The sequence below is a fragment of the Streptomyces sp. MMBL 11-1 genome, assembly GCF_028622875.1.
In the GTDB taxonomy this organism is placed as follows: domain Bacteria; phylum Actinomycetota; class Actinomycetes; order Streptomycetales; family Streptomycetaceae; genus Streptomyces.
Map to the genome: position 1 here is coordinate 6,892,284 of NZ_CP117709.1, position 24,576 is coordinate 6,916,859.

Genomic DNA, 24,576 nt, shown 5'->3' on the forward strand with positions numbered 1-24,576 from the left:
CTCGCTCCTGCCCTCGTCGACTTCCGCCGCCGGATTTCCGCAAGCCCTTCGGCCCGTGGCCACCTCTACGCGAGGTGGCCACGGGCCGAAGGGCTTGGCGGGGCGTGGGTGGCGGGCGCTCAGGCGTCGGCCGCCCTGAGCGCCGCCACCACGGCGCGAATCGTGGGGTCCCGATAGAACTGCCGCAGCCTCAGAGTGGGCAGACCCTCCGCGCGCATCATCGCCGAACTCCTTACAGCGAGAACCGAGTTGCCGCCCACCTCGAAGAAGTCGTCGTCCAGTCCGATCGAGACGCCGAGCAGTTCGGTCCACAGCTCCCTCAGCCGGGCGGCCAGGTCGTCGTCGGCCGTGGGCGAGTCGTCGTCCTGTGCGGTCCGCCCGGTGGCAGTGGGCGCCGGAAGGCCGGCCACATCGACCTTTCCGCTGGTGGTCAAGGGCAGCGCGCTCAGTTCCGTCATCGTCGCGGGGACCATGTAGTCCGGCAGGACGCTCCCGGCCCGCTTGCGCACCACGGCCAGATCCTCGCCGCTGTCGCCGTCGAGCACCACATACGCGTCGATGCGGGCGTCCGTCGTGCGGTTGCCGTCCGCCTCGCGCACGACCACGGCGGCGGCCCGCACGGACGGGTCCTCGAGCAGCACCGAGCGGATCTCGTCCAGTTCGATACGGAAGCCCCGCACCTTGACCTGGTTGTCGATGCGGCCGAGGTGTTCCAGGACACCGTCGGGGCGCAGACGCCCCCGGTCGCCGCTGCGGTACATCCTGCCCCCGTTGTACGGGTCGGGCAGAAACCGCTCCGACGTCAGGGCCGGCTGGTTGACGTAGGCCTGCGCCACACCGGCGCCACCGACGTGGATCTCGCCGGCGACACCCGGCGGCACGAGGCGACCCGAGCTGTCCGTGACGTACACATGCCACCCCGGCAGCGGTGCCCCCACCGAGCGCGTGGCCTTGAGGGCCAGTTCCCGGCTCAGCGTCTGCGCGGTGACATGGACGGTGGTCTCGGTGATGCCGAACATGTTCACCACCCGGCACCGGTCCTCGGGATGCTCGTCGAACCAGGGAAGCAGCATCCTGGCGTCCAGCGGCTCTCCGCCCAGGATGACCAGGCGCACGGGCACGGCCGCATGGTCCACGGCGAGGAGATGACTGAGCGCCGAGGGCGTCTGGTTCAGCACCGTGACGCCCTCGCGCACCAGCAGATCCCGGAACTGTTCGGGGTCGCGCGAGGTGAAGTACGGCACGATCACCAGGCAGCCGCCGGTCAGCAGGCAGCCCCACATCTCCCAGACCGAGAAGTCGAACGCGCTCGAGTGGAACAGCGTCCAGACGTCCGACGGCGCGAGACCGAAGTCCTCACGGGTGGCCTCGATGAGGCTCAGGACATTGCCGTGCTGAACGGCGACTCCCTTGGGGCGACCGGTGGATCCTGACGTGTAGATCGCATACGCCGTGTCCCGCGCCCCAACCCCTCCGTCCGGTCCGGTCGCGTCCACGGACTCGTCGGCGACCAGCTCATCGGGCGTCAGCACGCGAAGGCCGCCCTGCCGCGGGAACTGGGCGAGCCTGGTGATCACCAGGCCCACCGCGGCGTCGTCCGCGGTGTAGGCGAGGCGCTCGGCGGGATACGCGGGGTCCATCGGTACGTACGCGGCGCCCGCCTTGAGCACGCCGAGCAGCGCGACGACCAGTTCCGCCGAACGCTCCAGGCACACGCCGACCCGGTCGCCGGGGCGCACGCCCCGAGCCCGGAGGCCGGCCGCCCAGAAGGCCGCCAGTTGATCGACCTCGGCGTAGGTGAGCTCGATGTCGTCCTCGCGTACGGCGACGGATTCCGGCGCGGCGGCTGCGACGCGGGCGAACGCCCCGTGCACCGTGCTCGCCGACGCGGGCGGCGCTTCGGCCGAGGTGCCCAGGCGTACGACCCTGGCCCTCTCCTCATCGTCGAAGAGGGCTGCATCGGCAGCGGAGATGCCCGGCGACGAAATCAACTGCGTGTGCACATGCGCCAGATGGCGTGCGAACTGTTCGGCCGTCGCCGGCGACACATGGCCCGGCAGATGGTCGCAGCGCAGCACCGGCCGGCCGGAATCCTCGCGGGTGACCGAGAACGTCAGCGGAAAGGCCGGTTCGAGGCAGGGGGCGTACTCCTCGCCCGCGCGTGGCTCCTCGTCGAGACCCGGCAGGATCCCCACCAGGACCGGGCGGTCCACAGGTACCGGTTCCCGCCCCCGTACGTCGTCGAGGGTGCCGTGCACCCGCAGGGCGACGACGCCCGCGTCGGTGCCGATGACGACCTCGTCCCCCGTGTCGCCCTCGTCCGAGCGGTCGGCGTAGCGGGACAGGGTCACGGCGAGCGCGGCGCGCCAGGTGGCCTCGTCGACGGACACGTCGAGCGGCAGGGCCACAAGCGTGGTGGCGAAAGGCCCACCCGGTGCGTCGGCGTTCCCCCAGTCGGGCGCGTCGGCGAAGACCGGCCCCGGCCTGGCGTCGCCGACGGGCGCACGCTCGAGCTCCGCGCGGGCAGCCGACAGGTCGCCGGCGGCCAACGCGGCGGCCAGACGGCGCAGTTCGGCACGGCCCCATTGCCCGCGCGGCGCGGTGACGACAAGGTCGGCGGGCCCGTCCGGGTAGCGCAGGAGTACGGCGTGGGCGCCGTCGCCGCCCTCGCCCGCGGTCGTGCGCCACAGCTGTGACGTACGGGAGTCGTCCGAGGGCGCCGCCGCGTGCGTGACCCGTATGCGGGGCACGTCGGCGGTGCCCCACCGACGCGTCACATCCTCCACCCGCGCCGGGTCGCTCAGTCGGACGCGAACCGCGTGGTTCAGTGCCGCCGCCATAGTGCGTGCTCCTCCACGTTCAGGGATGACCCGGGTACGGTACGGCGCCGGTCACGGGGCGAACGGCATTATCGGCGGCGTCTCGTCGGCAGTGCGTACCGCGTCCGAGCGGGCGTGAGCGGCAGCACGGATGCCGGCCGCGACCGGCAGCGCGCCGCTGGTCACAGGCCCTCCGACCGGCGAATCCGCCTACCGGCCGCCTCCGGTACTGCCGGTGCGCGCCCCGGCCGGTGCCTAGCCTCGGCGCCATGGCAGCAGGTGAAGGAGTCCCCACGGTGCCGGTGAAGCGAAAACTCCCCAACGGTCTTTCCGTGTACAGCCTCAACGGCAACGAGACGGACTACCTGTACCGGGAGATCTTCCACGACGAGTCCTATGTCCCGCCGCACGGAGTGCGCCTCGGGGAGAGCCCGACCGTGCTCGACATCGGTGCCAACATCGGCCTCTTCACCCTGTTCGCCCTGAACAAGTGGCCGGACGCACGGGTGTTCTCCTTCGAGCCGGTCCCGGATGTCTTCGACGTTCTGCGGCGCAACACCGGGCATCTGCCCGGCGTACGGCTGCACAACCTCGCCCTGGGCGACACCGACCAGCGCCGGCGGCTCACGTACTACCCGAACTACACGATGATGTCCGGCTTCGACGCCGACCCGAAGGTCGACAGGGCGCTCGCCTCGTCGTTCATCGGCAGCGTCGCCGACTCCCTCGACGAGGACCTGCGGGAGGCGTTCATCGACGAGGTGGAGGAGCTGGTCGACGACGCCCTCGACGAGCGGCGGTCCGTGGACTGCGACGTACGACGCGTGGACACGTTCGTCGCCGAGGCGGGCATCGGCCACATCGATTTCCTCAAGGTGGACGTGGAGGGGTTCGAGGTCCCTGTGCTGCGGGGCATCGGCGACGAACTCTGGCCGAGGATCGCCAACGCGGCGGTGGAGGTCGCCGACCGCGACGGCGCGCTCGCCACGGTGATCTCCCTCTTCGAGAGCAACGGCCTGCGCACCCAGGTCCGGCAGGCGACGGAGTACCGGGAGACCGATCTCCACACGGTCTTCGCTCGGCAGGTGGCGTGACGTGGCTCGATTCTCTCCGGCGTTGGACCCGCGCGGTCTCCTCGCCGCCAAGAGGTGGATCGTCCGTCCGCAACGGGTCGCGGAGCCCCGGCTCCGGCTGTTCTGCCTGCCGCACGCGGGTGCGGGGGCGGCGGCGTTCACTCCCTGGGCCAAGCTGGTCGGGCACGACGTCGAACTCTGCGCGGTCCGCTTCCCCGGGCGGGAGAACCGCATCGAGGAGCCGCTCTTCGAGGACCTCCAGCGGCTCGTCGACGAACTGGAAAGGGCGGTCACGCCGTTGACCGACCGGCCGTACGCCATCATCGGACACTGTTCCGGCAGCATCGTCGGGCTGGAACTGGCGCGCCGGCTGAGGGACCGGGGCAGGCCGGGGCCCAGGGCCCTGATCGTCTCGTCCATCCCGGGGCCGAGCCGGCGCACCTCGGAATCCATTCACCTGCTGCCGCGCACGGAGTTCTTCGAGCGGGTCGCGCGGTTCGGTGGCATCGACGAATCCGTGCTCGATTCGCCCGAGATGATGGAGCTTTTCGAGACCACCATGCGGACCGACTTCCGCATGGTCGAGCAGGCCCCGTACGTCCCGGCCGAGCCGCTGGACGCACCCGTCGTCGCGGTGGGCGGGCGCGACGACCCCTTCGTGAGCTACGACGACCTCGAGGCATGGCGCGGCGAGACGAGCGGGGACTTCACCCTCCACCACCTCGATGCCGGGCACTTCGTCCTGGACGAGGTCATGGATCTCGTGGTGAGGACTCTCGTGTGACCGACGCCCGACGCGACTTGGAGGAGATGGACAGATGGCGCTGATGCTGAGCGACGACGAGGTCAGAAAGGCGACGGACGTTCCAGGGGTGCTCGACGCACTCGACCGGGCCTATCAGGAGGAGCACGCCGGCCGCGCGACGATCACCGAGCGGGTGAACCTGCGCTTCGGATCGGGCTGGCTGCGCATCATGGCCGCCTCCCTGCCCGGCCTCGGAGTGGTCGGATACAAGGAATTCCACCTGGTGGGCAGCACGGTGAGGTTTCAGATCAACCTCTTCGACATCCACACCGGCGAGTTCCTCGCCGCCCTGGACGGCAACCACCTCACCGTCCTGCGCACGGCGTCGACCGCGGCCCTCGCGGCCGCTCGCCTGGCGCCGGACGCCTCCAAGGTCGGGATCATCGGCTCCGGCGCCGAGGCGCGGATGCAGGCCACCGTGCTCAGCCGGCTCATCGACGTGGAGCGCATGGTGGTGCACAGCCCCCGCAAGGAGCGGCGCGAGCTGTTCGCCACGGAGCTGTCCGAGCGGCTCGGCATCGGCATCGAGCCGAGCGCGGACGGCGCGGCGACGGCCGCCGACGCCGACCTCGTCATGGTGGCGACCAACACGGGAGGACGGGGACCGGCCTTCTACGCCGACTGGATCCCCGAGACGGCGCACATCAGTTCCACCGGATCGACCCTCCCCGAGGAGCGTGAGCTGGACTCCGAGGTGTGGCGCTTCCCCGAACTCATCGTGGTGGACCGCGCCCAGGCCCTGGAGGAGTCGGGCGACGCCATCGCGGCCGCCGAGACCGGCGCCCTGGACACCGCGCGGGTCATCACCCTCGCCGAGCTGTGCGGGCGGCCGGCGGACGGCCCGCGGCCGAAGCGCACCCTGTTCAAGTCCGTGGGCTCCCCGCTGCAGGACGTGGCAGTGGCCGCGTACGCCTATCGGAGCGCGAAGGACAGGGGACTCGGCACCCCGCTGCCGGACTTTCCGTCGGTGAAGGGCAGCGTTCCCGTGGTCGCCGGCGCGGGGCGGAGCGGCGCATGAGCCGTGAATTCGCCTCGCGGACCGTGGAGATCGCCGAGGGTGTGCACGCCTACGTGCAGCCGGACGGCAGCTGGTTCCTCAACAACACCGGCTTCATCACCGGCCGGCAGGGCGTCATCAGCATCGACACCTGCGCCACCGAACGCAGGACCCGCGCCTATCTCGACGCGATAGCCGACGTCACGCGCGCGCCGGTCCGCACCCTGGTCAACACCCACCACCACGCCGACCACACGTTCGGCAACCACCTTCTGCCCGGCGCCACGATCGTGGGCCACGAGCAGACCCGCGCCGAGGTCATGGCCTTCGGCCGACCCGTCAACCGCGGTGTGTGGAACGACGTGGAGTGGGGCGAGTTCCAACTGGCCCCGCCCTTCGTCACGTACACCTCCGGAGTCACCCTGTGGGCGGACGACGTGCGCTGCGACGTCACACACGTCGGCACGCCGGCGCACACGACGAACGACTCGATCGTCCATCTGCCCGACCGATCGGTGCTGTTCGCGGGCGACCTGCTCTTCGAGGGCGGCACACCGTTCGTCCTGATGGGATCGCTCGGCGGCACCATCGACGTCCTCGAAAAGGTCGTACGCCCTCTGGGCGCCCGGACCATCGTGTCGGGCCACGGCCCTGTCAGCGGCCCCGAGGTGATCGACGACATGCTCGCCTACCTGCGCTTCGTGGCGGACCTCGCCCGCCGTGCGAAGGCCGCCGGACTCACGCCCCTGGAGGCGGCTCTGGAGACCGACCTCGGCGCCTTTGCCGACCTCCTGGACGCCGAGCGCATCGTGGGCAACCTGCACCGCGCCTACGCCGAACTGGACGGGGCCGAGGCGGGGGCGCGCATCGACACCGCCGCGGCCTACCGGGACATGGTCACCTACAACGGGGGCCGCCCCCTCACGTCGCACGCCTGAGGGCGGGCACCGGAGCCGGACTCATCGACGACACCAGGCTCGCTGCCGCTCGCAGCCGCGCCACACGACGACAAGGACTCGGGCACACACATGCCGCACCGGTTGCACCCTGACGCACCATCGCCGGCCCGCCGACGGCTCCTCGCAGGTCGTTCGGGCCGTCGCACGCCGTTCCGCACCCCCGTGGGCAGGGCGGTGGCCTCATGACACGGCCCTGGCGCATCGCCGTCGTCGGCAGCGGCCCCCGCGGGCTCATGGTGACGGAGCGGCTGGCCGCCCGGCTCGCGCGGGAGCCGGCACACCGCCCGGTCGAGCTGTACGTGATCGACGAGGTCGAGGTGGGATGCGGCCGCGTCTACCGCACCGATCAACCGGAGTGGTTCCTGATGAACACTCCGGTGGGACTGATCACCGCCTTCTCGGGCGCGTCGGACGGCGGCCCCGCCCGCGCCGGGGCGGGCCCGTCACTCGGCCAGTGGTGGCAGGCCCACCTCCCCGGCCACCCGGGACCCGAGGGGTACGCGCCCCGCGCCGTGTACGGCAGATATCTGCGCTTCGCCCTGGACGCCATCGAGTCCGGGCTGCCGCCGCGTGTCCGGCTGACTCGCGTACACGACTCCGTCCTCGACCTGGAGCCGACGGCGAACGGCCACCGCTTGACACTGGCCGGCGGGACCTCCCTGGACGTGGACCGGGCCGTCCTGACCACCGGCCACGCCCGGCCACCGGTCGACGCACCCCTGCGGGACCTCGCGGAATTCGCCGCCCGCCATCCCGGACTGCGGTGCATCAGTGGCGACTCACCGGCCGAGATGCCCCTGGACACCGTGCCGGCCGGCGCGGCCGTCGGGGTGCTCGGCCTGGGGCTGTCGTTCTTCGACGTCATGGCGGCCTTCACCACGGGGCGAGGCGGCGTGTTCGCGGAGGGCGCGGACGGCGAACTCGTGTATCACCCGAGCGGTGCCGAACCCGTCATGGTCGCCGGGTCCCGCAGTGGGCTTCCGCTCATGGCCAAGGGAGACAATCGCAGACCGTCCGGGTTCGCCTACCGGCCGCTGCTGTTCACCTCGGAACTCGTACGGCGTCACGCCTCCGGGCCGACCCTGGACTTCGCCGCCGACGTCCTGCCGCGGCTCACCGCCGAGATCGAATGTGTCTACTACGCCACCGCGCTGCGGCGAGCACATGGCGAAAGGGCCGCCGCCGCCTTCACGGACGAGGTGGTGAGCCTCGACGGTGCCACGCTGCCGGACATACGCGCCGTCGCCGATCGGCACGGCGCCGCGGACCTGGCCCCGATCGACCTGGAGACACTGGGAAGGCCCTACGCGGGACGCACCTTCGATGACCCGAAGGAGTTCGACGGCGAGCTCGCCGGCCTGCTCCGCGTCGCCGTCGAGGAGGCCGAGCGCGGAAACGTCGACTCACCGCTGATGGCCGCTCTCGACGTCATCCGGGACACCCGCTGGGTGGTGCGCGAGTGCGTCGACTTCGGCCGGCTCAACCCCGCCTCGCATCGGGACGACTTCCTGGGTGCCTTCGTCCCGGCGAGCTCGGTCCTGGTGGCCGGCCCGCCACCGGTCCGCATACGTCAACTGCTCGCCCTGATGGACCGCGGTCTGCTGCGCGTGGCCGGACCGGAGACGTGTGTGGACGGCGACTCGGTAAGCGGCCGGTTCAGGATCTTCTCCCCCCGCGTCGTGGGGTCGAGCACACCGGTCGACATCGTCATCGACGCCCGCGTCCCCGTGCCCGACCTCGGCCGGGACCCCGCACAGCTGACCGCGAACCTGCGGGCGCGTGGTCTGTGGACGGAGTTTGTCAGCCAGGACGCCGACGACAGATTCGAGACGGGGGGCGTCGCGGTCACCACGGCGCCGTTCCATCCGGTGGATCGCGACGGCCGGCCGGGCACGGGACTCTACGTGCTCGGCGTGCCCACCGAGAACACCCGGTGGTTCACCCAGGTCGGATTCGCCCGCCCCGGTCCGTGGGGGGATTTCGTCCGCGACGCCGACGCGATCGCCGAGCACGCCCTCGCGGAGGCCGCGACCCCGTAGGCCGAGCGCTTCCGGGCGAACCTCCCTGTTGCCGGCACCTCGCCTTCTGCCCTGAAACGAAATGAGCCGCCGACCCGGCGTGAGGAAAGGGAGCTCCACCGTGTACATGCCGTCCGTCAGGCAGCAGGGTCTGTGGTTCCTGGGCCGCCAGGAGGGATGGTCGGCGACGTACAACGTGCCGGGTGCGGTGTGGCTCGCGGGCGCACTGGACCGGGAGGCGCTGTGTGCCGCGTTGGCCGACGTGGTGGGCCGGCACGAGAGCCTGCGGACCGTGTTCGAGGTGCGGGAAGGGGCGCTGTGGCAGCGGGTCGTGGAACCGGTGAACCTGGATGTGCCGGTGCTCGACGTGGTGCCGGACGACGTGCCCGGGATGTTGGCCCGTCTGGCACGGGTGCCGTTCGATCTGGCGGTGGATCTGCCTTTTCGGGCTCACCTGCTGAGAGTGGCGGAGCACCGGCATGTGCTGTTGCTGGTGCTGCATCACATCGCGACGGACGGTGCGTCGGACGGGCCGATGTGGCGGGATGTGGCGGTGGCGTATCGGGCGCGGTCGGCGGGCCGGGCGCCGGAGTGGGAGCCGTTGCCCGTGCAGTACGCGGACTTCGCGGTCTGGCAGCGGGAGTTCCTGGGGGATCCGGGGGACGAGGGAAGCGAGGCCTGGCGCCAGTTGGCCTACTGGCGGGAGGCGCTGGCGGGGCTTCCCCAGGAGGCGGTGGTGCGTCCGGACCGGGCCAGGCCGGCGGTGGCGTCGCATCGCGGTGTGACGCGTTCGGCGGTGTGTCCGCCCCAGGTGCACGCGCGCCTGGCGGAGATCGCGCGGGAGACGGGCACGTCGTTGTTCATGGTGGTACAGGCGGCGACGGCGTCGTTGTTGTCACGCATGGGCGCGGGCCAGGACATCCTCATCGGCGTCCCGGTCGACGGGCGTACCGACGAGGCCTTGGACGACCTCGTCGGCTTCTTCGTGAACACGCTGGTGCTGCGGACGCGTACGGACGGGGACCCGTCGTTCCGTCAGTTGCTGGAGCGGGTGCGGCGCACCGACCTCGAGGCGTGGGCGCATCAGGACGTTCCGTTCGACTGGGTCGTGGAGGCACTCAACCCGGAGCGGACCTCGGCCCGCAACCCCTTGTTCCAGGTGCTGATGACCCTGCACGACGGGGACGCCGTGTCCGTCGATCTGCCCGGTCTGAACACCCGCTTCGAGCCGGTGGACACGGGCATCGCCAAGTTCGACCTGTCCTTCGGCTTCACTCCACATCGCACCGACGCGGGCGGGACGGGCGAGTTGGTGTTGACCGTGGAGGGCAGCGCCGATCTGTACGAGCCGGAGACCGTCCACTCGCTGGCCGGGCGGCTGGTGCGGCTGATGGAGGCGGTGTCCGCCGACATGGACGTGCCGCTGTCGGCGATCGACTTGTTCGAGGACGGCGAGCGGGAACGGGTCACCTCGGGGCGGGCTCGGACGGGGGAGTTTCCCACCTCCACGTTGGTCGAGTTGTTCGAAGCACAGGTGGTCCGGCGACCGGACGCGGTGGCGGTGGTGTCGGACGACGAGCGGGTCTCGTACGCGGAGTTGAACGCGCGGGCGAACCAGCTGGCGCGGGTGCTGGTGGCGCGAGGTGCGGGGCCCGAGTCGTTGGTGGCGGTGCTGCTGGGGCGTTCCGTGGACCTGGCGGTGGCCCTGCTCGCGGTGCTGAAGTCGGGAGCCGCGTATTTGCCGATCGATCCGGAGTATCCGGCGGAACGGATCGCGGCGCTCTTCGAGGAGGCCGAGCCGCTCCTGGTCGTCACCACCACGGCGGCCACGTCATCGCCGCCCGGCCACATCGGCGCGTCATGCGTGGTGCTCGACGCGCCCGACACCCGCCTCACCCTGTCCGCGCAGGACACCACCGACCTCACGCACGCCGACCTCAAGGATCGGCTGCTGTCCACGCACCCGGCCTACGTGATCTACACCTCGGGCTCCACCGGGCGTCCCAAGGGCGTCACCATCGCCCACGGCAGCGTCGTCGCCATTCTCGACGCCACCAGGGAGCAGTTCCGCTTCGGCGCCGAAGACGTGTGGACATGGTTCCACTCCTACGCCTTCGACATGTCGGTGTGGGAGATGTGGGGCTGCCTCGCGTACGGCGGGACGTTGGTCACGGTGCCGTTCGAGGTCTCCCGATCTCCGCGGGACTTTCTGCGGCTGCTGGAGCGGGAGCGGGTGACCGTGCTGTGCCAGACACCCTCCGCCTTCTACCCGTTGATCCGCGAGGACGCCGAGGCGGCTCCCCGGCTCGCCCTGCGCACCGTCGTCTTCGGCGGTGAGGCCCTCGACTTCGGGCCGTTGGGGAAGTGGTACCAGCGGCATCCGGACGACGTGGTGACGCTGGTCAACATGTACGGGATCACCGAGACGACCATCCACGCCACCTATGCGGCTCTCGACCGGGAGATGGCGGCCGAAGCAGCCGGCCGGAGCCTGGTGGGATCACCGTTGGCCGGGCTGCGGACATGGGTGCTGGACGCGGCGTTGCGTCCGGTACCGGTGGGCGTGGCCGGCGAGTTGTTCGTCGCGGGACCGCAGTTGGCCCGGGGGTACCGGGAGCGTCCGGGGCTGACCGCGCAGCGGTTCGTGGCCTGTCCGTTCGAGCCGGGGGAGCGGATGTATCGCAGCGGGGACCTGGCCCGTTGGACCGGTGAGGGACAGTTGGAGTATCTCGGCAGGATCGACGACCAGGTACAACTGCGCGGATTCCGCGTTGAGCTGGGTGAGGTCGCGACCGTCTTCACCAGCCACCCGAAGGTGGCCAGGGGCGCGGTGACCGTGCGCGAGGACACCCCGGGAGACCAGCGTCTGGTGGCCTACGGAGTGCCCGTGGACGCCACGGTGACCAGTGACGAGCTGCACGCCCACCTGCGCGAGAGGCTGCCCGGCTACATGGTTCCCAGCGTGTTGTTGGTGGACGAGCTGCCGCTGACCGCGAACGGGAAGCTGGACCGCAGGGCACTGCCCGCGTGGGCCCCAGCCGGTCAGGAGGCGTCGCGCGCCGCCGTGACGCCTCTGGAGAAGCGGTTGTGCGCGCTCGTCGCCGGGGTGGTGGGCGTGCCCGAGGTGGGCGTGGACGACAACTTCTTCAACCTCGGCGGCCACTCCCTGCTCGCCGTCCTGTTCCTCGACCGCGTCAACGACCTCACCGACACCGACCGGGCCCTGACCATCCGCGACCTCTATCTGACCCCCACCGTCGCCGGGCTCGCCGAACGCCTGACCGCCGGCACCCCCGACCTCCCCAACAACCCCATGGAACCGGCCATCACCATGCGGGAGGGTGCCGGCGAGCCACTGTTCTGCCTGCCGATGAGCTCCGGACTGAGCTGGGCGTTCTCGGGTCTCCTGCCGCACATCGACGAGCGCAGGCCGGTTGTCGGGCTCCAGTCCGAACAACTCCTCGCCCCGGGGGCCGGGCCGCGCGACTTCGGCGTTCTGGCCGACGCTCACGTCGCACGGATACGGGAACTGCGGCCGCACGGCCCCTACCACTTGCTGGGCTGGTCGTTCGGCGGCGTCCTCGCGCACGCGGTCGCGGTGCGTCTGGAGGCGCTGGGGGAGCGGGTGGCGACCCTCGCCCTCCTCGACGCCCGGCCCCTGCCCGAGGAGCGGCCGGCGTCGGCGGATCGGCGCTGGGTCCTGCAGGTGCTGCTCGGTCAGGTGGCGGACACGGCCCCCACGCCCACGACGGACGAGGAACTGGTGGAACTCGTACGTGCGCACGATCCGCTCCTTGCCGCGCTCGAGCCGGAGCAGGCCGCGGCCGTCGTGACCACCACGATGGGGAACGGCGATGCGTTCCTGGGTCATCAGGTCCTCGACGAGTTCCACGGAGATGCCGTCTTCTTCAACGCGGCACGCACCAGTGTGAGCTCGGGCAAAGCGGCCTGGGGTCCTTATGTCCGGGGAAACATCCATGAATACGACATCGACTGCGGGCACATGGAGATGACGGGGCGTGGGCCACTGCGCGCCATCGGAAAACTGCTCGACGCCCACCTGTCAATGTGAGGCATTTCTCTTGAGGGGAGCCCGCAAGGCCACGATCGGATGTTCGGCGGATGTCACGAATGGTAAAGGTTTTTTCAAAACTCTCGGTTCGGTGATCGCCCGGACGGGAGGAGTTGAGCAATGTCCATCATGTGGACAGCGTGGTTCCGGGTTTCCCTGACGGGAGGGCGAACACGGCAATACGTGGCCGAAAGTAAGCTTGCGCGGTGGCGCGAAACGCCCACCTCATATGGGCGGGCTTCGACCGGTCGCCTAGCCTCCCGGCGGTTGTCCTTGCAGGTCAGGCGGGCGCTGAGGGGCGTCGGGAGGAGGCGCGGGGTGAGGAGGGGAGGGAGCGGCGGGTGCATGCTTCGTCCTTACGAACGCCAAAGCTGTGGCATGTGTTAATCCTCTTTCGTTGCGAACCTGTTGTGTGTTGTTATGTGTTTGCTGCGCGACCGCACGGTCGTCTCGGTAGTTGAGATTACGTAGTACGGGGGTATAGCGCGTGAATCCGACATCTGGCGCCTCGTGTGAGGAAACGATTTCTCGGTCCTGGGGTGGGAGAAAAACCGTGCCGAGTGAGCCGCCGACGGTGTGCGGGAGAACTCGATGGACGGGCGGTGCGGCGGCCGACTCATTGGCGAGCCGGTAGCCAGGAGCTCATTCACTGAATCTCTTGCGGCTGTCCCCTCGGGGGGCGGCCGAAATCTCGTGCCCTCATACGGCGCTGACTTCTCGGCTGTGCCGAGAACAGATTTCCCGGCGTAGTGGGCTCATCGATTCGGCACGTCCTGCGGCGAGTCGAAGGATCTTCGGGAGGCGGCAAACATCGTGAACCTCGGGTCGAACATACGGTTCGGTATCCTGTTGCGAAACGCGCGAAAGCGCGTCGGCATGACCCAGAGGCAACTCGCCGAGCTTTCCACCATCAGCGTCCGGGCCATCCGGGATCTCGAACTGGACTGCACCAAGGCCCCGCGCGCCCAGACGATCAGCCTTCTCGCGGACGCGCTGCGCCTCAGCAAGGCGCGCCGGGCGGAGCTGGAGGCCGCGGCGGGACTGGCCTCGGGCCATTCGCTCATCGAGGACCTGGTGGCACCGCCGGCCCTGCTCGGCCCGATCGTCGGCCGTGAGCACGAAACAGCCTCCCTGACCGACCTGCTGGAGTCCTCCGGGCATCGACTGCTCAAAGTCGTCGGCATGCCGGGCATAGGCAAGAGCCGACTCATTCAGAAGGTCGCGAACGACCTGCACCAGAGCGGCCGGATGTCGGTCATCCATCTGGCCCGGGAGTCGGCGGCCCAAGGGGGCAAAGGGGTTATGCCGAGCGGACTGATCGACCGGATCGCCGACCGGATCGGCTGTGAACCCACAGCGGACGACGTGACCGGCGCGCTCACGACCAACGAAGTCCTGCTCACCGTCGACGGCCGGGATCTGGACGAGGACGGCGAAATCGAACTGAGGCTGCTCCTGCACCGCTGTCCCGGACTTCGCGTGCTGTACGAAACCTGCGAGACCTCGTCGACCTCCGACACCTGTGCCTTCTCGGTCTTTCCGCTCGCCGTGCCCGAATGGCGTCAGGGCAAGCCGACCGGCGCGGACTTCGCCGCGTACCCGACGGTGCAGCTCATGCAGTCGCGCTGTGGGCAGTTGTATCCGCAGGCCGTGTCCGATCCGGACGTCCTGGCCGCGCTCGCCGGCATCTGCTGGCTGCTCGACGGCATTCCCTCGGCGCTCGAGTCGGCCGCTTCCTGGCTGCTCGTCCACGAACCGGCGCAACTCCTGGACGCCGCCGCGCGTTCGCCGCTGATGCTCCTGACCTCGCCGGTCGTCGCCGACGATGCGCTGACCTCGTGGCTCAGGCGGACCGTGGCGTCCTTGGCGCCGGACGACGCCGTCGGGCTCCGCCGCCTCGCAGGCGTCGACCCCTGGACCGCCGAGGAGGCCATCCGCCTCCTGCACCGCTCGCCTGCCGAAGCGCTGCGCGTCATCCATCTGCTGCGTGCCTGCGGCCTGGTGCGCCGGGTCAACTCCGGCAACGGCGAACGTCCCCGCTTCACGGTCCTGAATCTCGTACACCACCTCCTGGACGCGGAGGGGGCCGCCGCCCGCGGCCCGGTGCAGTGTGCGGCGGCCGGATCCGTCCACCGCACCGAGGCCGACCCGGTGCTGTGAGGACACGACTCAGACGAGGTGTGGAAATGTCCTTCTCTTTGGTGTGCCTGCCCTTCGCGGGGAGCGGCGCGGGGTTCTACCGGCAGTGGGCCCAACTGTCCGCGCCGGGCGTACGCGTGGTCGCGCTGCAGCTCCCGGGGCGCGAGGAGCTCTATAACGAGGAGCCGTACACGGACGTACGGCAAGCCGCACGTTTCGCGGCCGAGCAGACGATCCTGGCGACCGCCGACGGCGCCGGGCCGGTCGCCCTCTTCGGGCACAGCCTCGGCGCCGTGCTGGCGTACGAGACCGCGAGGGAGCTGCGGGCCCGGGATTTCGGCCGGCTGAACCACCTGTTCGTCAGCGGCTCGGCGGGGCCGTGGGAAACCCGTCCGCGGACCAGTGACCTCGACGACGACGCGTTGGCCGCCCACGTCGAGGAGATCACGGGATACCGGCACCCCGCGTTCGGCAACCCCGAACTGCGCGAGCTGTTGCTCCCGTTGCTCCGCGCCGACACCGTGATGCACGAGCGGTACCGGCCGGTATCCGGCGCATCGGCTCTGCCGATACCGGTCACCGCGCTGCGCGGCGCCGACGACACCCTCGTCGCGCGCGACAGCCTGGAGCAGTGGAGCGCGACCACCACGACGCGCTTCGCCATGGAGGAGGTCCCCGGCGGGCACATGTACCTGACCGAGCGGCCGGCCGAGCTGCTGGAGAGAATCGCCGGTCTGGTCGACGGCAGTGCCCACCCCGAGCCACCCCCGTCACCGCCGGCGCTCCACCGGGACGACACGGCCCGGCCGGTTCCGGAGGGGACGCTCCTCGATCTGTACGGGACGTGGGTCGAGCGGTCACCGGACACCGTCGCGGTGCGCAGCGGTGCGGACGCGTTGTCGTACGCGGAACTGGACGAGCGCGCCAACCGGCTGGCCCGCCGTCTGAGGAGCATGGGCGTGGGCCGGGAGACCAGGGTCGGCCTGTGCCAGCCGCGCGGGAACGACATCGTGGTGTCGATCCTGGCGGTGTGGAAGGCGGGTGGCGCCTATGTGCCGCTGGATCCCGAGCACCCCGAGGACCGGCTGGCCTACATGCTCCAGGACAGTGGCGCCGCGGTCGTGCTGGGCACAAGGGAGGCGGTCGAGGGCGTCCCGGTGGGCGAGGCGCGTGTCGTCCTGCTGGACGAGGCCGCCGATGCCATCGCCGCCGAGTCCGCCGAGCCCCTGGACACCGTGCTCGACCCGCGTCAACTCGCCTACGTGATCTACACATCGGGGTCGACGGGGCGGCCGAAGGGCGTGGCCGTCGCCCACCGCGGCCTGGTGAACCTGGCCGCGGCGATGCGCCCGGTCCTCGGCGTCTCCGAAGGAGTCGTCGCGTTGCAGTTCGCGTCGTTCAGCTTCGACGGCTCGGTGCTGGACCTGGCGGTCACGCTCGGGGGAGGGGGCACCTTGGCGATCGCCTCGCGCGAGGAACGCACCGAGCCCGTGGCCCTGGCGGACATGATCCGCTCGGCCGGGGTGAGCGTGGCCAGTGTGGTCCCGTCGCTCCTCGGTGTCCTCGAACCGGCCGCGGTCCCGGGGGTGGAGAACTGGGTGCTGGGCGCGGAACGCCTGAACGCGGCCCTGGCGAGTCGCTGGACCGCTCGCTCCCGGGTGTGGAACACCTACGGCCCCACCGAGGCGACAGTGATCACCACGGCCGACCCGGTCCCGCACGCGATCACGCCGGCGGACCCGCCGCCGGCCATCGGCCGTCCGATCGACAACGCATCGGTCTTCGTCCTCGACGACGCCCTGCGGCCGGTCCCCGTCGGTGCGACGGGGGAGCTGTACATCGCGGGGCCCGGCCTGGCCCGTGGCTATGCCGGACGGCCCGGTCCGACCGCCGAACGGTTCGTGGCCTGCCCCTTCGGCGAAGGCGCCCGCATGTACCGCTCGGGCGACCTCGCCCGCTGGTCCGAGGACGGGCAGCTGCAGTTCGTGGGCCGGGCGGACGAGCAGGTCAAGATCCGTGGCTTCCGGGTGGAGCCGGGTGAGGTCGAGGCCGTGGTCGCGGCCCACGGCGGCGTGGGCCAGGCAGTGGTCGTCGTCCGTGAGGACCGGCCCGGGAACAAGCGTCTGGTCGCCTACGTCGTGCCCGCAGCCGGCCACGAGGTGGACGTCGCCGAGGTCCGGGCGTTCGCGGGCGCCCGTCTGCCGGACTACATGGTGCCGACGGTCATGGTTCTGGACGCTCTGCCGCTCACGGTGAACGGCAAGACGGACAAGGCCGCCCTGCCCGCCCCCGATCCGGGGGCCGGTACGGGCAGGGCCGCGCGAACCGCCACCGAAGAAGTGCTGTGCGCGTTGTTCGCCGAGGTGCTCGGCCTTCAACACATCGCCGCCGACGACTCGTTCTTCGAGATCGGCGGCTCGTCGATCCAGTCGATGCTGCTGGTGTCCCGCGCCCGCAGGGCCGGGCTCGTCATCACCGCCCGTCAGGTCTTCGAGCGGCAGAGTCCGGCGGGTCTGGCCGCCGTGGCCGTCGCGGCCGAGGAGGGCACGGTGACGGCCGCCGCGCCCGCCGGGGACGTACCGTCGGCTCCCGTGAGGGCCTGAGCCCGGGCGGCGCGGCCTCCTCACGGCGGCCGCTGCCGCGGCCACGTGACGCCTCGGTACTGCCGCAGTAGCTGCCTCCGCCGGTCTCGCCCGACTCCTAGTCTCCGTAGGAACAGCCCTGCGGCGGGGCGTGGCGTTCGAGACCTGGCGCCGCGGTCTTCCTCGGCACCGGTGTCAAGGTGCGCGCCGGCATGAACAGCATGGAGGAGAACAGTGATTCCCGTGTCGCCGGGGCAGCACCGGCTGTGGCTGCTCGACCGGTTCGAGCACACCGGCTGGACCTACAACATCGTCGTCCAGGCCAGGATGGCGGGCCGGATGGACATCGCCGCGCTGGACGCCGCCGTCTCGGACGTCATGACCCGGCACGAGGCCCTGCGGACGAGCTTCCCCGAGGTGGACGGCACGCCGCACCAGCGGATAGCCCCCGCCGCGCCCGAGGACCGGCGGCTGCATGTGGTGCGGGCGCGGGACGCCGGCCCCTCCGCGTTGGAGGACAGCGGTCGGTACGTCTTCGACCTGACGCGCGAAGCGCCGGTCAGAGCTCTGCTGTTCGAGGTGGCCGACGGGGAGTGGGTGCTCCAGCTGGTGCTCCACCACATCGTGGTCGACGGATGGTCGGTGCGGCCGTTGATGCGCGACCTGGGGCAGGCGTACCGGGCGCGGTGCCAGGGAGAGGCGCCGGACTGGGAGCCCCTGCCCGTGCAGTTCGCCGACTTCGCCCTGTGGCAGCGGGAGGTGCTCGGATCGGCAGACGACCCGCGGTCGCTGCTGGCCGAGCAGACGGACTTCTGGCGTTCGGCCCTGGAGGGTATGCCTGCCGAGCTCGCGCTGCCCGTGGACCGGGAGCGTCCGCGGACCACCACCCGCCGCGGCGGTTCGGTGCCGTTCACGACGGACGCCCGCCTGCACCGGCGGGTGCGCGAGGTCGGCCACGCGTGCGGAGCCACGCCGTTCATGGTGTTCCACGCGGCGCTGGCCGCCCTCTTCAGCCGCCTCGGAGCGGGCGACGACATTCCGCTGGGCACGGTCACCGCCGGCCGCTCGGACGAAGCCCTCAACGATCTGGTCGGATTCTTCGTGAACACCCTCACCCTGCGGACGGATGTGTCCGGCGACCCCACCTTCCGTGACCTGATCGCCCGGGTCCGGGATTTCGACCTCCAGGCATTCGACCACCAGGACGTTCCCTTCGAGGCAGTCGTCCAGGCCATGGCTCCCCGGCGTCGGCCCGGCCGGCACCCCCTCTTCCAGACCATGCTGGCCATCCAGAGCCACGAACCGGCCGAACCGGACTTCCCCGGCCTGTCCGTCACGATGGAGAAGGCGGAGTCCATCGAGCTCCACTCGGCCAAATTCGACCTCTACTTCGACCTCGCCGAGACCTGGACGGCGGACGGCGAACCCGCGGGCATCGCGGGACACCTCGTCTACTCGGCCGACCTGTGGGAGGAGCGCTCGGCCGCCGCCCTCGCCGAGCGCCTGACCGTCGTACTGGGGGCGCTGGCCGCCGACCCCGGGACCCGTGTCTCCGAGCCCGACATCCTGCTCCCGTGGGAGCGCGCCCTGCTCACCGGGGAGGGGGACGACGGAAGCAGGGGAAGCCACGAGCGCTTCGCGGCTTCCCGGCCGATCCACACGTCGTTCGACGCCTAACGCGCTTTCCAGCGGGGAGCGCGCTTCTCGCTGAAGGCACGGGGACCTTCGATCGCATCCTCGCTGTGCATACGTCGTTCTTCCCACGGATAGCGGGTCGCAAATGCTGATTCCAATGACATGCTCGCCGACGTGATGGCGGCTTCCTTGATCGCGCGGACGGAGAGGGGGGCGCAACGCCGGATGTCGGCGACCCAGCTCTCGACACACGCGTCGAGTTGCTCGGCCGGCACCACCTCGTTGACGAGGCCGAGTTCAAAAGCGCGCCGCGCGTCCATCGGACGTCCGGTCAGAAGGTGCCCCATCGCGATCTTCCACGGTATCTGCCGGGTCAGTCGGAACACACCGCCCGCCCCTGCCATGAGCCCCAGTTTCGCCTCGGGAAGCGCGAACACCGCCTCCTCGGAGGCGATGACGATGTCGCACGAAAGGGCAAGCTCGAAGCCTCCCCCCATGGCGTATCCCTGGACCTTGGCAACGATCGGTTTGGCCAGGTCGAACCGTTCTGTCAACCGGGGCCAGCCAGGCTTTCCGCGACTGCCGAACGTGGAGGGAGACGCGGTCCCCGCGCGGTCTCGGCCGGCCAGCTCCTTCAGATCCTGACCCACCGAGAACGCTCGGGAACCGGAGCCGGAAAGGACGGCAACCCACATGTCATCGTCCGCCTCGAAATCATCCCATATCTCGGCGAGCTCCTCATGCATCTCCAGATCCATCGCGTTGAGGACCTCGGGCCTGTTGAGCGTTATCCGCGCAACGTTGTCCTTCTTGTCGTATTGCACTCGTGAAAGTCGCCGCATGGGCGTGATTATAGCCCCGGCGCCGGCGGCGGTGAAGTGTGAGTGCAACCATGTAGGTCTGGAGAATCTAGCGTGAAATTGGTTGAGGTGTCGGCACCCGAAATCGCGGGTGTGGGTACTGCCGTGCCGGTGACTTCTTATACGCAACAGGAAATGCTGGATGAGTTCGACATCGCCGATCCGCGGGTGCGGTCCATCTTCCTGAACAGCGCGATCGAACGTCGAGGCCTGACGCTGCCGCCGTCGCTGCCGGATGGTTCGCGCGCCACGGAGACCCAGGGCGAACTGCTGCGCAAGCATCGCGCCAACGGTCTGTCCATGGGGCGGGAGGCGTTGGAAGCGTGCCTGAAGAGCGCGAACGCGACGGTGGCGGATGTTCGCTACCTGTGCTGCGTCACGACCACCGGAATGCTGACCCCGGGCTTCTCCGCGCTCCTCATGAAGGAGCTGGAAATGGACCGGCACTGCTCGCGTCTTGATGTCGTGGGAATGGGGTGCAATGCTGGCCTGAATGCGCTGACGGCCGTGGCGGGGTGGGCGGAGTCGCATCCCGGAGAACTGGCGCTGATGGTGTGTATCGAAGCCTGTTCGGCGGCTTATGTGTTTGACGGGACCATGCGGACTGCCGTGGTCAACAGTCTTTTCGGCGATGGCTCGGCCGCCGTCGCGGTCCGATCGCCGGGGTACCGGCGTGCGACCGACCGGGAGGGAGTGGGGCTGGTCGGTGACACGCTGGCCCCGGCATTGCTGCGCTTTTCGAGTTTCATCATTCCGGAAGCAGTGGACGCCATGCGTTACGACTGGGACGACAGCCATGGAAAATACAGCTTCTACCTTGATCCCGATGTTCCTTATGTGGTCGGAGCGCACGCCGAGCTCGCCCTCGACCGGCTGCTCGAGGGAACCGGACTGCGGCGCTCGGACATATCCCACTGGGTCGTGCATTCCGGAGGGAAGAAGGTCATCGACTCGGTGCGTGTGAACCTCGGCCTGACCCGTCATGACGTACGCCATACGACCGGCGTACTCCGGGACCACGGCAATGTGTCGAGTGGATCGTTCCTCTTCTCCTATGAGCGACTGGTTGCCGACAACTGCGTCAAACCGGGCGAGTACGGCGTCCTCATGACCATGGGGCCCGGGTCGACCATCGAGATGGCTCTGGTCGGCTGGCGATGAAAGGTGACTCTGAATTCATGACCACAGAACTTCCCGGCGCAGCAGCACCAGAGGGAACCGGCCTCTACGTGAAGGTGGACGGTGCACGTGCACCGGCGGAACTGACGGCCTTGATCAACTCGGTCTGCGATCAGGCGGAGAAGCAGCCGGACGGAGCCGCGGTGATCCTCGATCTCGGCGAAGCGCCGGATGAGCACGGACCGTGGCCCGGCGATGTGACCATCCAGACGGTGAACCGCTGGGAGCGGGCCGTACGGCGTGTGGAGAGCCTCGACGGCATCACCATCGCCGTGGCACGGGGAACGTGCGGCGGGCACGCCCTGGACCTGCTCCTCGCCGTCGACTTCCGTATGGGCGTCCCCGGCCTCCAACTGCGGCTGCCCGTCAACGACGGCCACATCTGGCCCGGCATGCTGCTCTACCGCCTGGTGCGGCACCTCGGACTGGCGGCGGCTCGACGGATCGTCATGCGCGGCGCCGACCTGTCGCTCGGCCAAGCCGTCGACCTCGGCCTGATCGACCAGCTCGCCGACGACGTGGAGGGCGCCGTGCACGCCGCGACAGCACTCACGGGACGGATGGCGGACCGGGAGACGGCGGTGCGCCGGCAGCTGCTGCTCGAAGCCGCGTCCGTGGAGTACGACGATGCGCTGGGGGCCCACCTCGCCGCCTGCGACCGCGAGTTGCGCAGGCTGCGGAACGAGCGGCCCACCGCCTCGGTGCCGGCGGGGAGGTCTCGGGCATGAACACGGTGGATGCCTCCGACGCGGCGTCGGTGTGGTCGATTCCCGAGCCGAAGTTCATCGATGCTCTCGACAGCGACGCGCAGACCCTGGCCGGACATGTGGCCACGTGCGAGGCGGTCCTCGCCACGCTGCCGCCCCGACCCGGTCGGGACACCCCCCAGCAGCGCCGCGCCGAAGCGGCCCTCGCCGCGTCCAGGTCGGCGCGCCGCGGGTTCCTCGCCCTGCACACGGATGCCGTGTACGACGTACTGACCGAGGGCCGTTCCCGGTACGTGCGCCTGCCGAACCTGGTCCAGGCGGCGGCGGAACGTTTCCCGGGGCTGGTTCCCACCCCGGCCCACATGGCATCGGAGCGCGCGTTCATCCAGGCCGAGCGGGACGGGCGCGAGATCGACCAGGCCATCTTCTGCGGCGCCGTCCTGCACTCCCGGGCCGCGGGCACCCACCTCATCGACGCGATGCTGATGCCCACGCCGCGCGCCGAGCAACTGCTCGGTGACTTCCGCGCGACAGGACGCGTCGAGTTGACATCGGTGCACGTCGAGCGGCGGGGACACGTGGCCCACGTGACGTTCCGCAACGCGCACTGCCTCAACGCCGAGGACAACCAGCTGATCGCCGACATGGAGACGGCGGTGGACCTGGTCCTGCTGGACGACCGGGTCAGCGTAGGAGTCCTCCGCGGCGGGGAAGTCGAACACCCCCGGTACCAGGGCCGACGGGTGTTCAGCGCCGGCATCAACCTCAAGGACCTGCGCAACGGCGCCATTTCGTTCGTGGACTTCCTGATGGGGCGCGAACTGGGCTACATCCACAAGATGTCGCGCGGCCTCCTGACGGACCCGGCGGGTGTCATGGAGTCCGACCGGCTCACCCAGAAGCCGTGGATCGGGGCGGTCGACTCCTTCGCCATCGGCGGCGGGATGCAACTGCTTCTGGTCCTCGACCGGGTGATCGCCGAGGAGGAGGCGTTCTTCAGCCTGCCGGCCGCGGAAGAGGGAATCGTGCCCGGGCTGGGAAACCTGCGCCTGACGCGGCTGACCGGGGCGAGGTTCGCCCGGCAGGTGATTCTCGGCGGTCGCCGCATTCGGATGACCGATCCGGAAGCAGCCCTGGTGTGCGACGACATCGTGCCCGCGAAGGACCTGGACGAGACCGTGGAACGTGCCGCCCGCGAGTTGGGCGCACCCGCGGTGGCGGCGAACCGGCGGATGCTCAACCTGGCAGAGGAGCCGCTGGACCACTTCCGCGCATACCTGGCCGAGTTCGCGGTCACCCAGGCCGCCAGGGCCTACAGCGCCGACGTCCTGTCCAAGGTGGAACAGCGCTGGCAGCGTTCACTGCCCCGGACGTAGGAGGCCCATCCTCATGCGACTGCATTCCTCCTCACTGCACGGCTCACTGGAGGATCCCGTTCTGGGCTCCATCGGGTTCCTCAACGAGGTGATGGGCGACTTTCCGGAAGCCATATCCTTCGCGCCCGGCGCACCCCACCCGGACACGCTCGACGACGTCGACGTCCAGCGCTACGTGGACGCCTTTCTCGACCATCTCGTCCACGAGGGCAGAACCCCCGAGCAGGCACGCCGGCTGCTTCTCGAATACGGCCCCAGCCGGGGAATAGTCAACGGCGTCGTCAGTGACGCCCTGCGCCGGGACCACGGCATCGATGCCGCGCCCGGCGCGCTGGTCATCACCGTGGGCGCGCAGGAAGCGATGTTGCTGGTGCTGCGCGCGCTCTTCCGGCCGGCCCAGGGCGTGCTCGCGGTGGCCAATCCATGCTTCGTGGGCATCATCGGCGCCGCCCGGCTCCTGGACATCGACGTGAAGCCGGTCCACGAGAGCGCGCACGGGATCGACCTCGACGGTCTCGCGGAGACATGCCGTACGGCCCGCGAGGAGGGCCGGCCCCTGCGCGCGCTGTACGTGGCGCCGGACTTCTCCAATCCGGGCGGTGCCCGCATGTCGCTGCACTGCCGCCGGCAGCTTCTGGACCTCGCGGACCGCGAGGACTTCCTAATCGTCGAGGACAACGCGTACGGCTTCACGGCGACGAACGGGTCGGAGCTGCCGTCGCTCAAGGCCCTGGACGCCCGTCGGCGGGTGGTGCACATCGGCACCTTCGCCAAGGTCGCCTTCCCCGGGGCCCGGGTCGGCTATGTGATCGCAGACCAGCAGGTCACGTCGTCGAGCGGCACCAAGCTGCTCGCGGACGAGTTGGCGGCGCTGAAGAGCCTGGTCACCGTGAACACGTCCCCGCTGTGCCAGGCGGTGATCGGGGGGATGCTCCTCGAACACGGCGGCTCCCTGGTCGAACTGAGCCGCCGCAAGTCCGAGATCTACCAACGGAATCTGACCTGCCTGGTCGACGCGCTCGACCGGTATGTCGGTGACACGCTGCGCCCCGGCATCCGGTGGAACCGCCCCCAGGGAGGGTTCTTCGTACGGGTGCGCCTTCCGGTCCCCGTGGACGGCGCCCTGCTCCAGATCTCGGCCGGCGAATACGGAGTGCTGTGGACTCCGATGAAGCAGTTCTACCTTGACGAGGCCGGCGATCACCAACTGCGGCTCTCATGCAGCTACCTGGATGTCGACGACATCGAGGAAGGGGTACGGCGCCTGGCCGCGTTCTTCGCGAACGAGATCGCGTCCCCGCACCGGGGCCGCACGATGTGAGGTGCGCGCACAGCGGCATCGGGCGAACCGGCCG

At 70.0% G+C, this 24,576-nt stretch carries 15 protein-coding genes; 13 read left to right on the forward strand and 2 right to left on the reverse strand.

The window, feature by feature from the left end; genetic code table 11:
• Positions 1-119: 119 nt before the first annotated feature.
• Entirely contained in the window at positions 120-2,840 is a 2,721-nt protein-coding gene (locus tag PSQ21_RS30540; protein WP_274034535.1) for a non-ribosomal peptide synthetase, read from the reverse strand.
• 248 nt (positions 2,841-3,088) lie between these two features.
• Here PSQ21_RS30540 and PSQ21_RS30545 point away from each other — a divergent pair, with 248 nt between their 5' ends.
• From PSQ21_RS30545 to PSQ21_RS30585, 9 genes are all read left to right on the forward strand, one after another.
• A complete protein-coding gene (locus tag PSQ21_RS30545) occupies positions 3,089-3,913 on the forward strand; it encodes an FkbM family methyltransferase (RefSeq protein WP_274034536.1) in 825 nt (274 codons plus the stop codon).
• Between the two features lies 1 nt (position 3,914).
• Positions 3,915-4,676, forward strand: a complete 762-nt coding sequence (locus PSQ21_RS30550; protein WP_274034537.1) for a thioesterase II family protein — start codon at positions 3,915-3,917, stop codon at positions 4,674-4,676.
• Between the two features lie 34 nt (positions 4,677-4,710).
• Positions 4,711-5,715, forward strand: coding sequence for an ornithine cyclodeaminase family protein (locus tag PSQ21_RS30555; protein ID WP_274034538.1), 1,005 nt, complete (start codon positions 4,711-4,713; stop codon positions 5,713-5,715).
• Positions 5,712-6,632, forward strand: a complete 921-nt coding sequence (locus PSQ21_RS30560) for an MBL fold metallo-hydrolase (RefSeq protein WP_274034539.1) — start codon at positions 5,712-5,714, stop codon at positions 6,630-6,632. Before PSQ21_RS30555 ends, PSQ21_RS30560 begins: the two co-directional genes overlap by 4 nt.
• Before the next feature lie 203 nt (positions 6,633-6,835).
• Entirely contained in the window at positions 6,836-8,692 is a 1,857-nt protein-coding gene (locus PSQ21_RS30565) for an FAD/NAD(P)-binding protein (protein ID WP_274034540.1), read from the forward strand.
• A gap of 106 nt (positions 8,693-8,798) precedes the next feature.
• Complete coding sequence (locus PSQ21_RS30570) at positions 8,799-12,743, forward strand: non-ribosomal peptide synthetase (protein ID WP_274036015.1); 3,945 nt, start codon at positions 8,799-8,801, stop codon at positions 12,741-12,743.
• Between the two features lie 813 nt (positions 12,744-13,556).
• Positions 13,557-14,903, forward strand: a complete 1,347-nt coding sequence (locus tag PSQ21_RS30575) for a helix-turn-helix domain-containing protein (RefSeq protein WP_274034541.1) — start codon at positions 13,557-13,559, stop codon at positions 14,901-14,903.
• Positions 14,904-14,929: 26 nt separating this feature from the next.
• A complete protein-coding gene (locus PSQ21_RS30580; RefSeq protein ID WP_274034542.1) occupies positions 14,930-17,485 on the forward strand; it encodes an amino acid adenylation domain-containing protein in 2,556 nt (851 codons plus the stop codon).
• Between the two features lie 222 nt (positions 17,486-17,707).
• On the forward strand, positions 17,708-19,141 hold the full coding sequence (locus PSQ21_RS30585) for a condensation domain-containing protein (protein ID WP_274034543.1): 1,434 nt from the start codon (positions 17,708-17,710) through the stop codon (positions 19,139-19,141).
• Here the strand turns inward: PSQ21_RS30585 and dpgD are convergent.
• A complete protein-coding gene (gene dpgD / locus PSQ21_RS30590) occupies positions 19,138-19,941 on the reverse strand; it encodes an enoyl-CoA-hydratase DpgD (protein ID WP_274034544.1) in 804 nt (267 codons plus the stop codon). The genes PSQ21_RS30585 and dpgD overlap by 4 nt on opposite strands.
• Positions 19,942-20,094: 153 nt before the next feature.
• Here dpgD and dpgA point away from each other — a divergent pair, with 153 nt between their 5' ends.
• The 4 genes from dpgA to PSQ21_RS30610 are packed head-to-tail and all read left to right on the forward strand — an operon-like array spanning position 20,095 to position 24,542.
• Positions 20,095-21,120 carry a 3,5-dihydroxyphenylacetyl-CoA synthase DpgA gene (gene dpgA, locus PSQ21_RS30595; protein ID WP_274036017.1) on the forward strand — a complete coding sequence of 342 codons (1,026 nt, stop codon included), beginning with the start codon at positions 20,095-20,097 and terminating at the stop codon, positions 21,118-21,120.
• Between the two features lie 17 nt (positions 21,121-21,137).
• Positions 21,138-21,866 carry an enoyl-CoA-hydratase DpgB gene (gene dpgB / locus PSQ21_RS30600; RefSeq protein WP_274034545.1) on the forward strand — a complete coding sequence of 243 codons (729 nt, stop codon included), beginning with the start codon at positions 21,138-21,140 and terminating at the stop codon, positions 21,864-21,866.
• On the forward strand, positions 21,863-23,221 hold the full coding sequence (gene dpgC, locus PSQ21_RS30605) for a (3,5-dihydroxyphenyl)acetyl-CoA 1,2-dioxygenase DpgC (RefSeq protein WP_274034546.1): 1,359 nt from the start codon (positions 21,863-21,865) through the stop codon (positions 23,219-23,221). Before dpgB ends, dpgC begins: the two co-directional genes overlap by 4 nt.
• Before the next feature lie 13 nt (positions 23,222-23,234).
• A complete protein-coding gene (locus PSQ21_RS30610; RefSeq protein WP_274034547.1) occupies positions 23,235-24,542 on the forward strand; it encodes an aminotransferase-like domain-containing protein in 1,308 nt (435 codons plus the stop codon).
• Positions 24,543-24,576 lie beyond the last annotated feature (34 nt).

Excerpts from the sequence above, each read along its gene's own strand:
- PSQ21_RS30540 (WP_274034535.1), bottom strand. The coding sequence starts at position 2,840 with ATGGCGGCGGCACTGAACCACGCGGTTCGCGTCCGACTGAGCGACCCG.
- PSQ21_RS30545 (WP_274034536.1), top strand. The coding sequence starts at position 3,089 with ATGGCAGCAGGTGAAGGAGTCCCCACGGTGCCGGTGAAGCGAAAACTC.
- PSQ21_RS30555 (WP_274034538.1), top strand. The coding sequence starts at position 4,711 with ATGGCGCTGATGCTGAGCGACGACGAGGTCAGAAAGGCGACGGACGTT.
- PSQ21_RS30560 (WP_274034539.1), top strand. The coding sequence starts at position 5,712 with ATGAGCCGTGAATTCGCCTCGCGGACCGTGGAGATCGCCGAGGGTGTG.
- PSQ21_RS30565 (WP_274034540.1), top strand. The coding sequence starts at position 6,836 with ATGACACGGCCCTGGCGCATCGCCGTCGTCGGCAGCGGCCCCCGCGGG.
- PSQ21_RS30570 (WP_274036015.1), top strand. The coding sequence starts at position 8,799 with ATGCCGTCCGTCAGGCAGCAGGGTCTGTGGTTCCTGGGCCGCCAGGAG.
- PSQ21_RS30580 (WP_274034542.1), top strand. The coding sequence starts at position 14,930 with ATGTCCTTCTCTTTGGTGTGCCTGCCCTTCGCGGGGAGCGGCGCGGGG.
- dpgD (WP_274034544.1), bottom strand. The coding sequence starts at position 19,941 with ATGCGGCGACTTTCACGAGTGCAATACGACAAGAAGGACAACGTTGCG.
- dpgA (WP_274036017.1), top strand. The coding sequence starts at position 20,095 with ATGCTGGATGAGTTCGACATCGCCGATCCGCGGGTGCGGTCCATCTTC.
- dpgB (WP_274034545.1), top strand. The coding sequence starts at position 21,138 with ATGACCACAGAACTTCCCGGCGCAGCAGCACCAGAGGGAACCGGCCTC.
- dpgC (WP_274034546.1), top strand. The coding sequence starts at position 21,863 with ATGAACACGGTGGATGCCTCCGACGCGGCGTCGGTGTGGTCGATTCCC.
- PSQ21_RS30610 (WP_274034547.1), top strand. The coding sequence starts at position 23,235 with ATGCGACTGCATTCCTCCTCACTGCACGGCTCACTGGAGGATCCCGTT.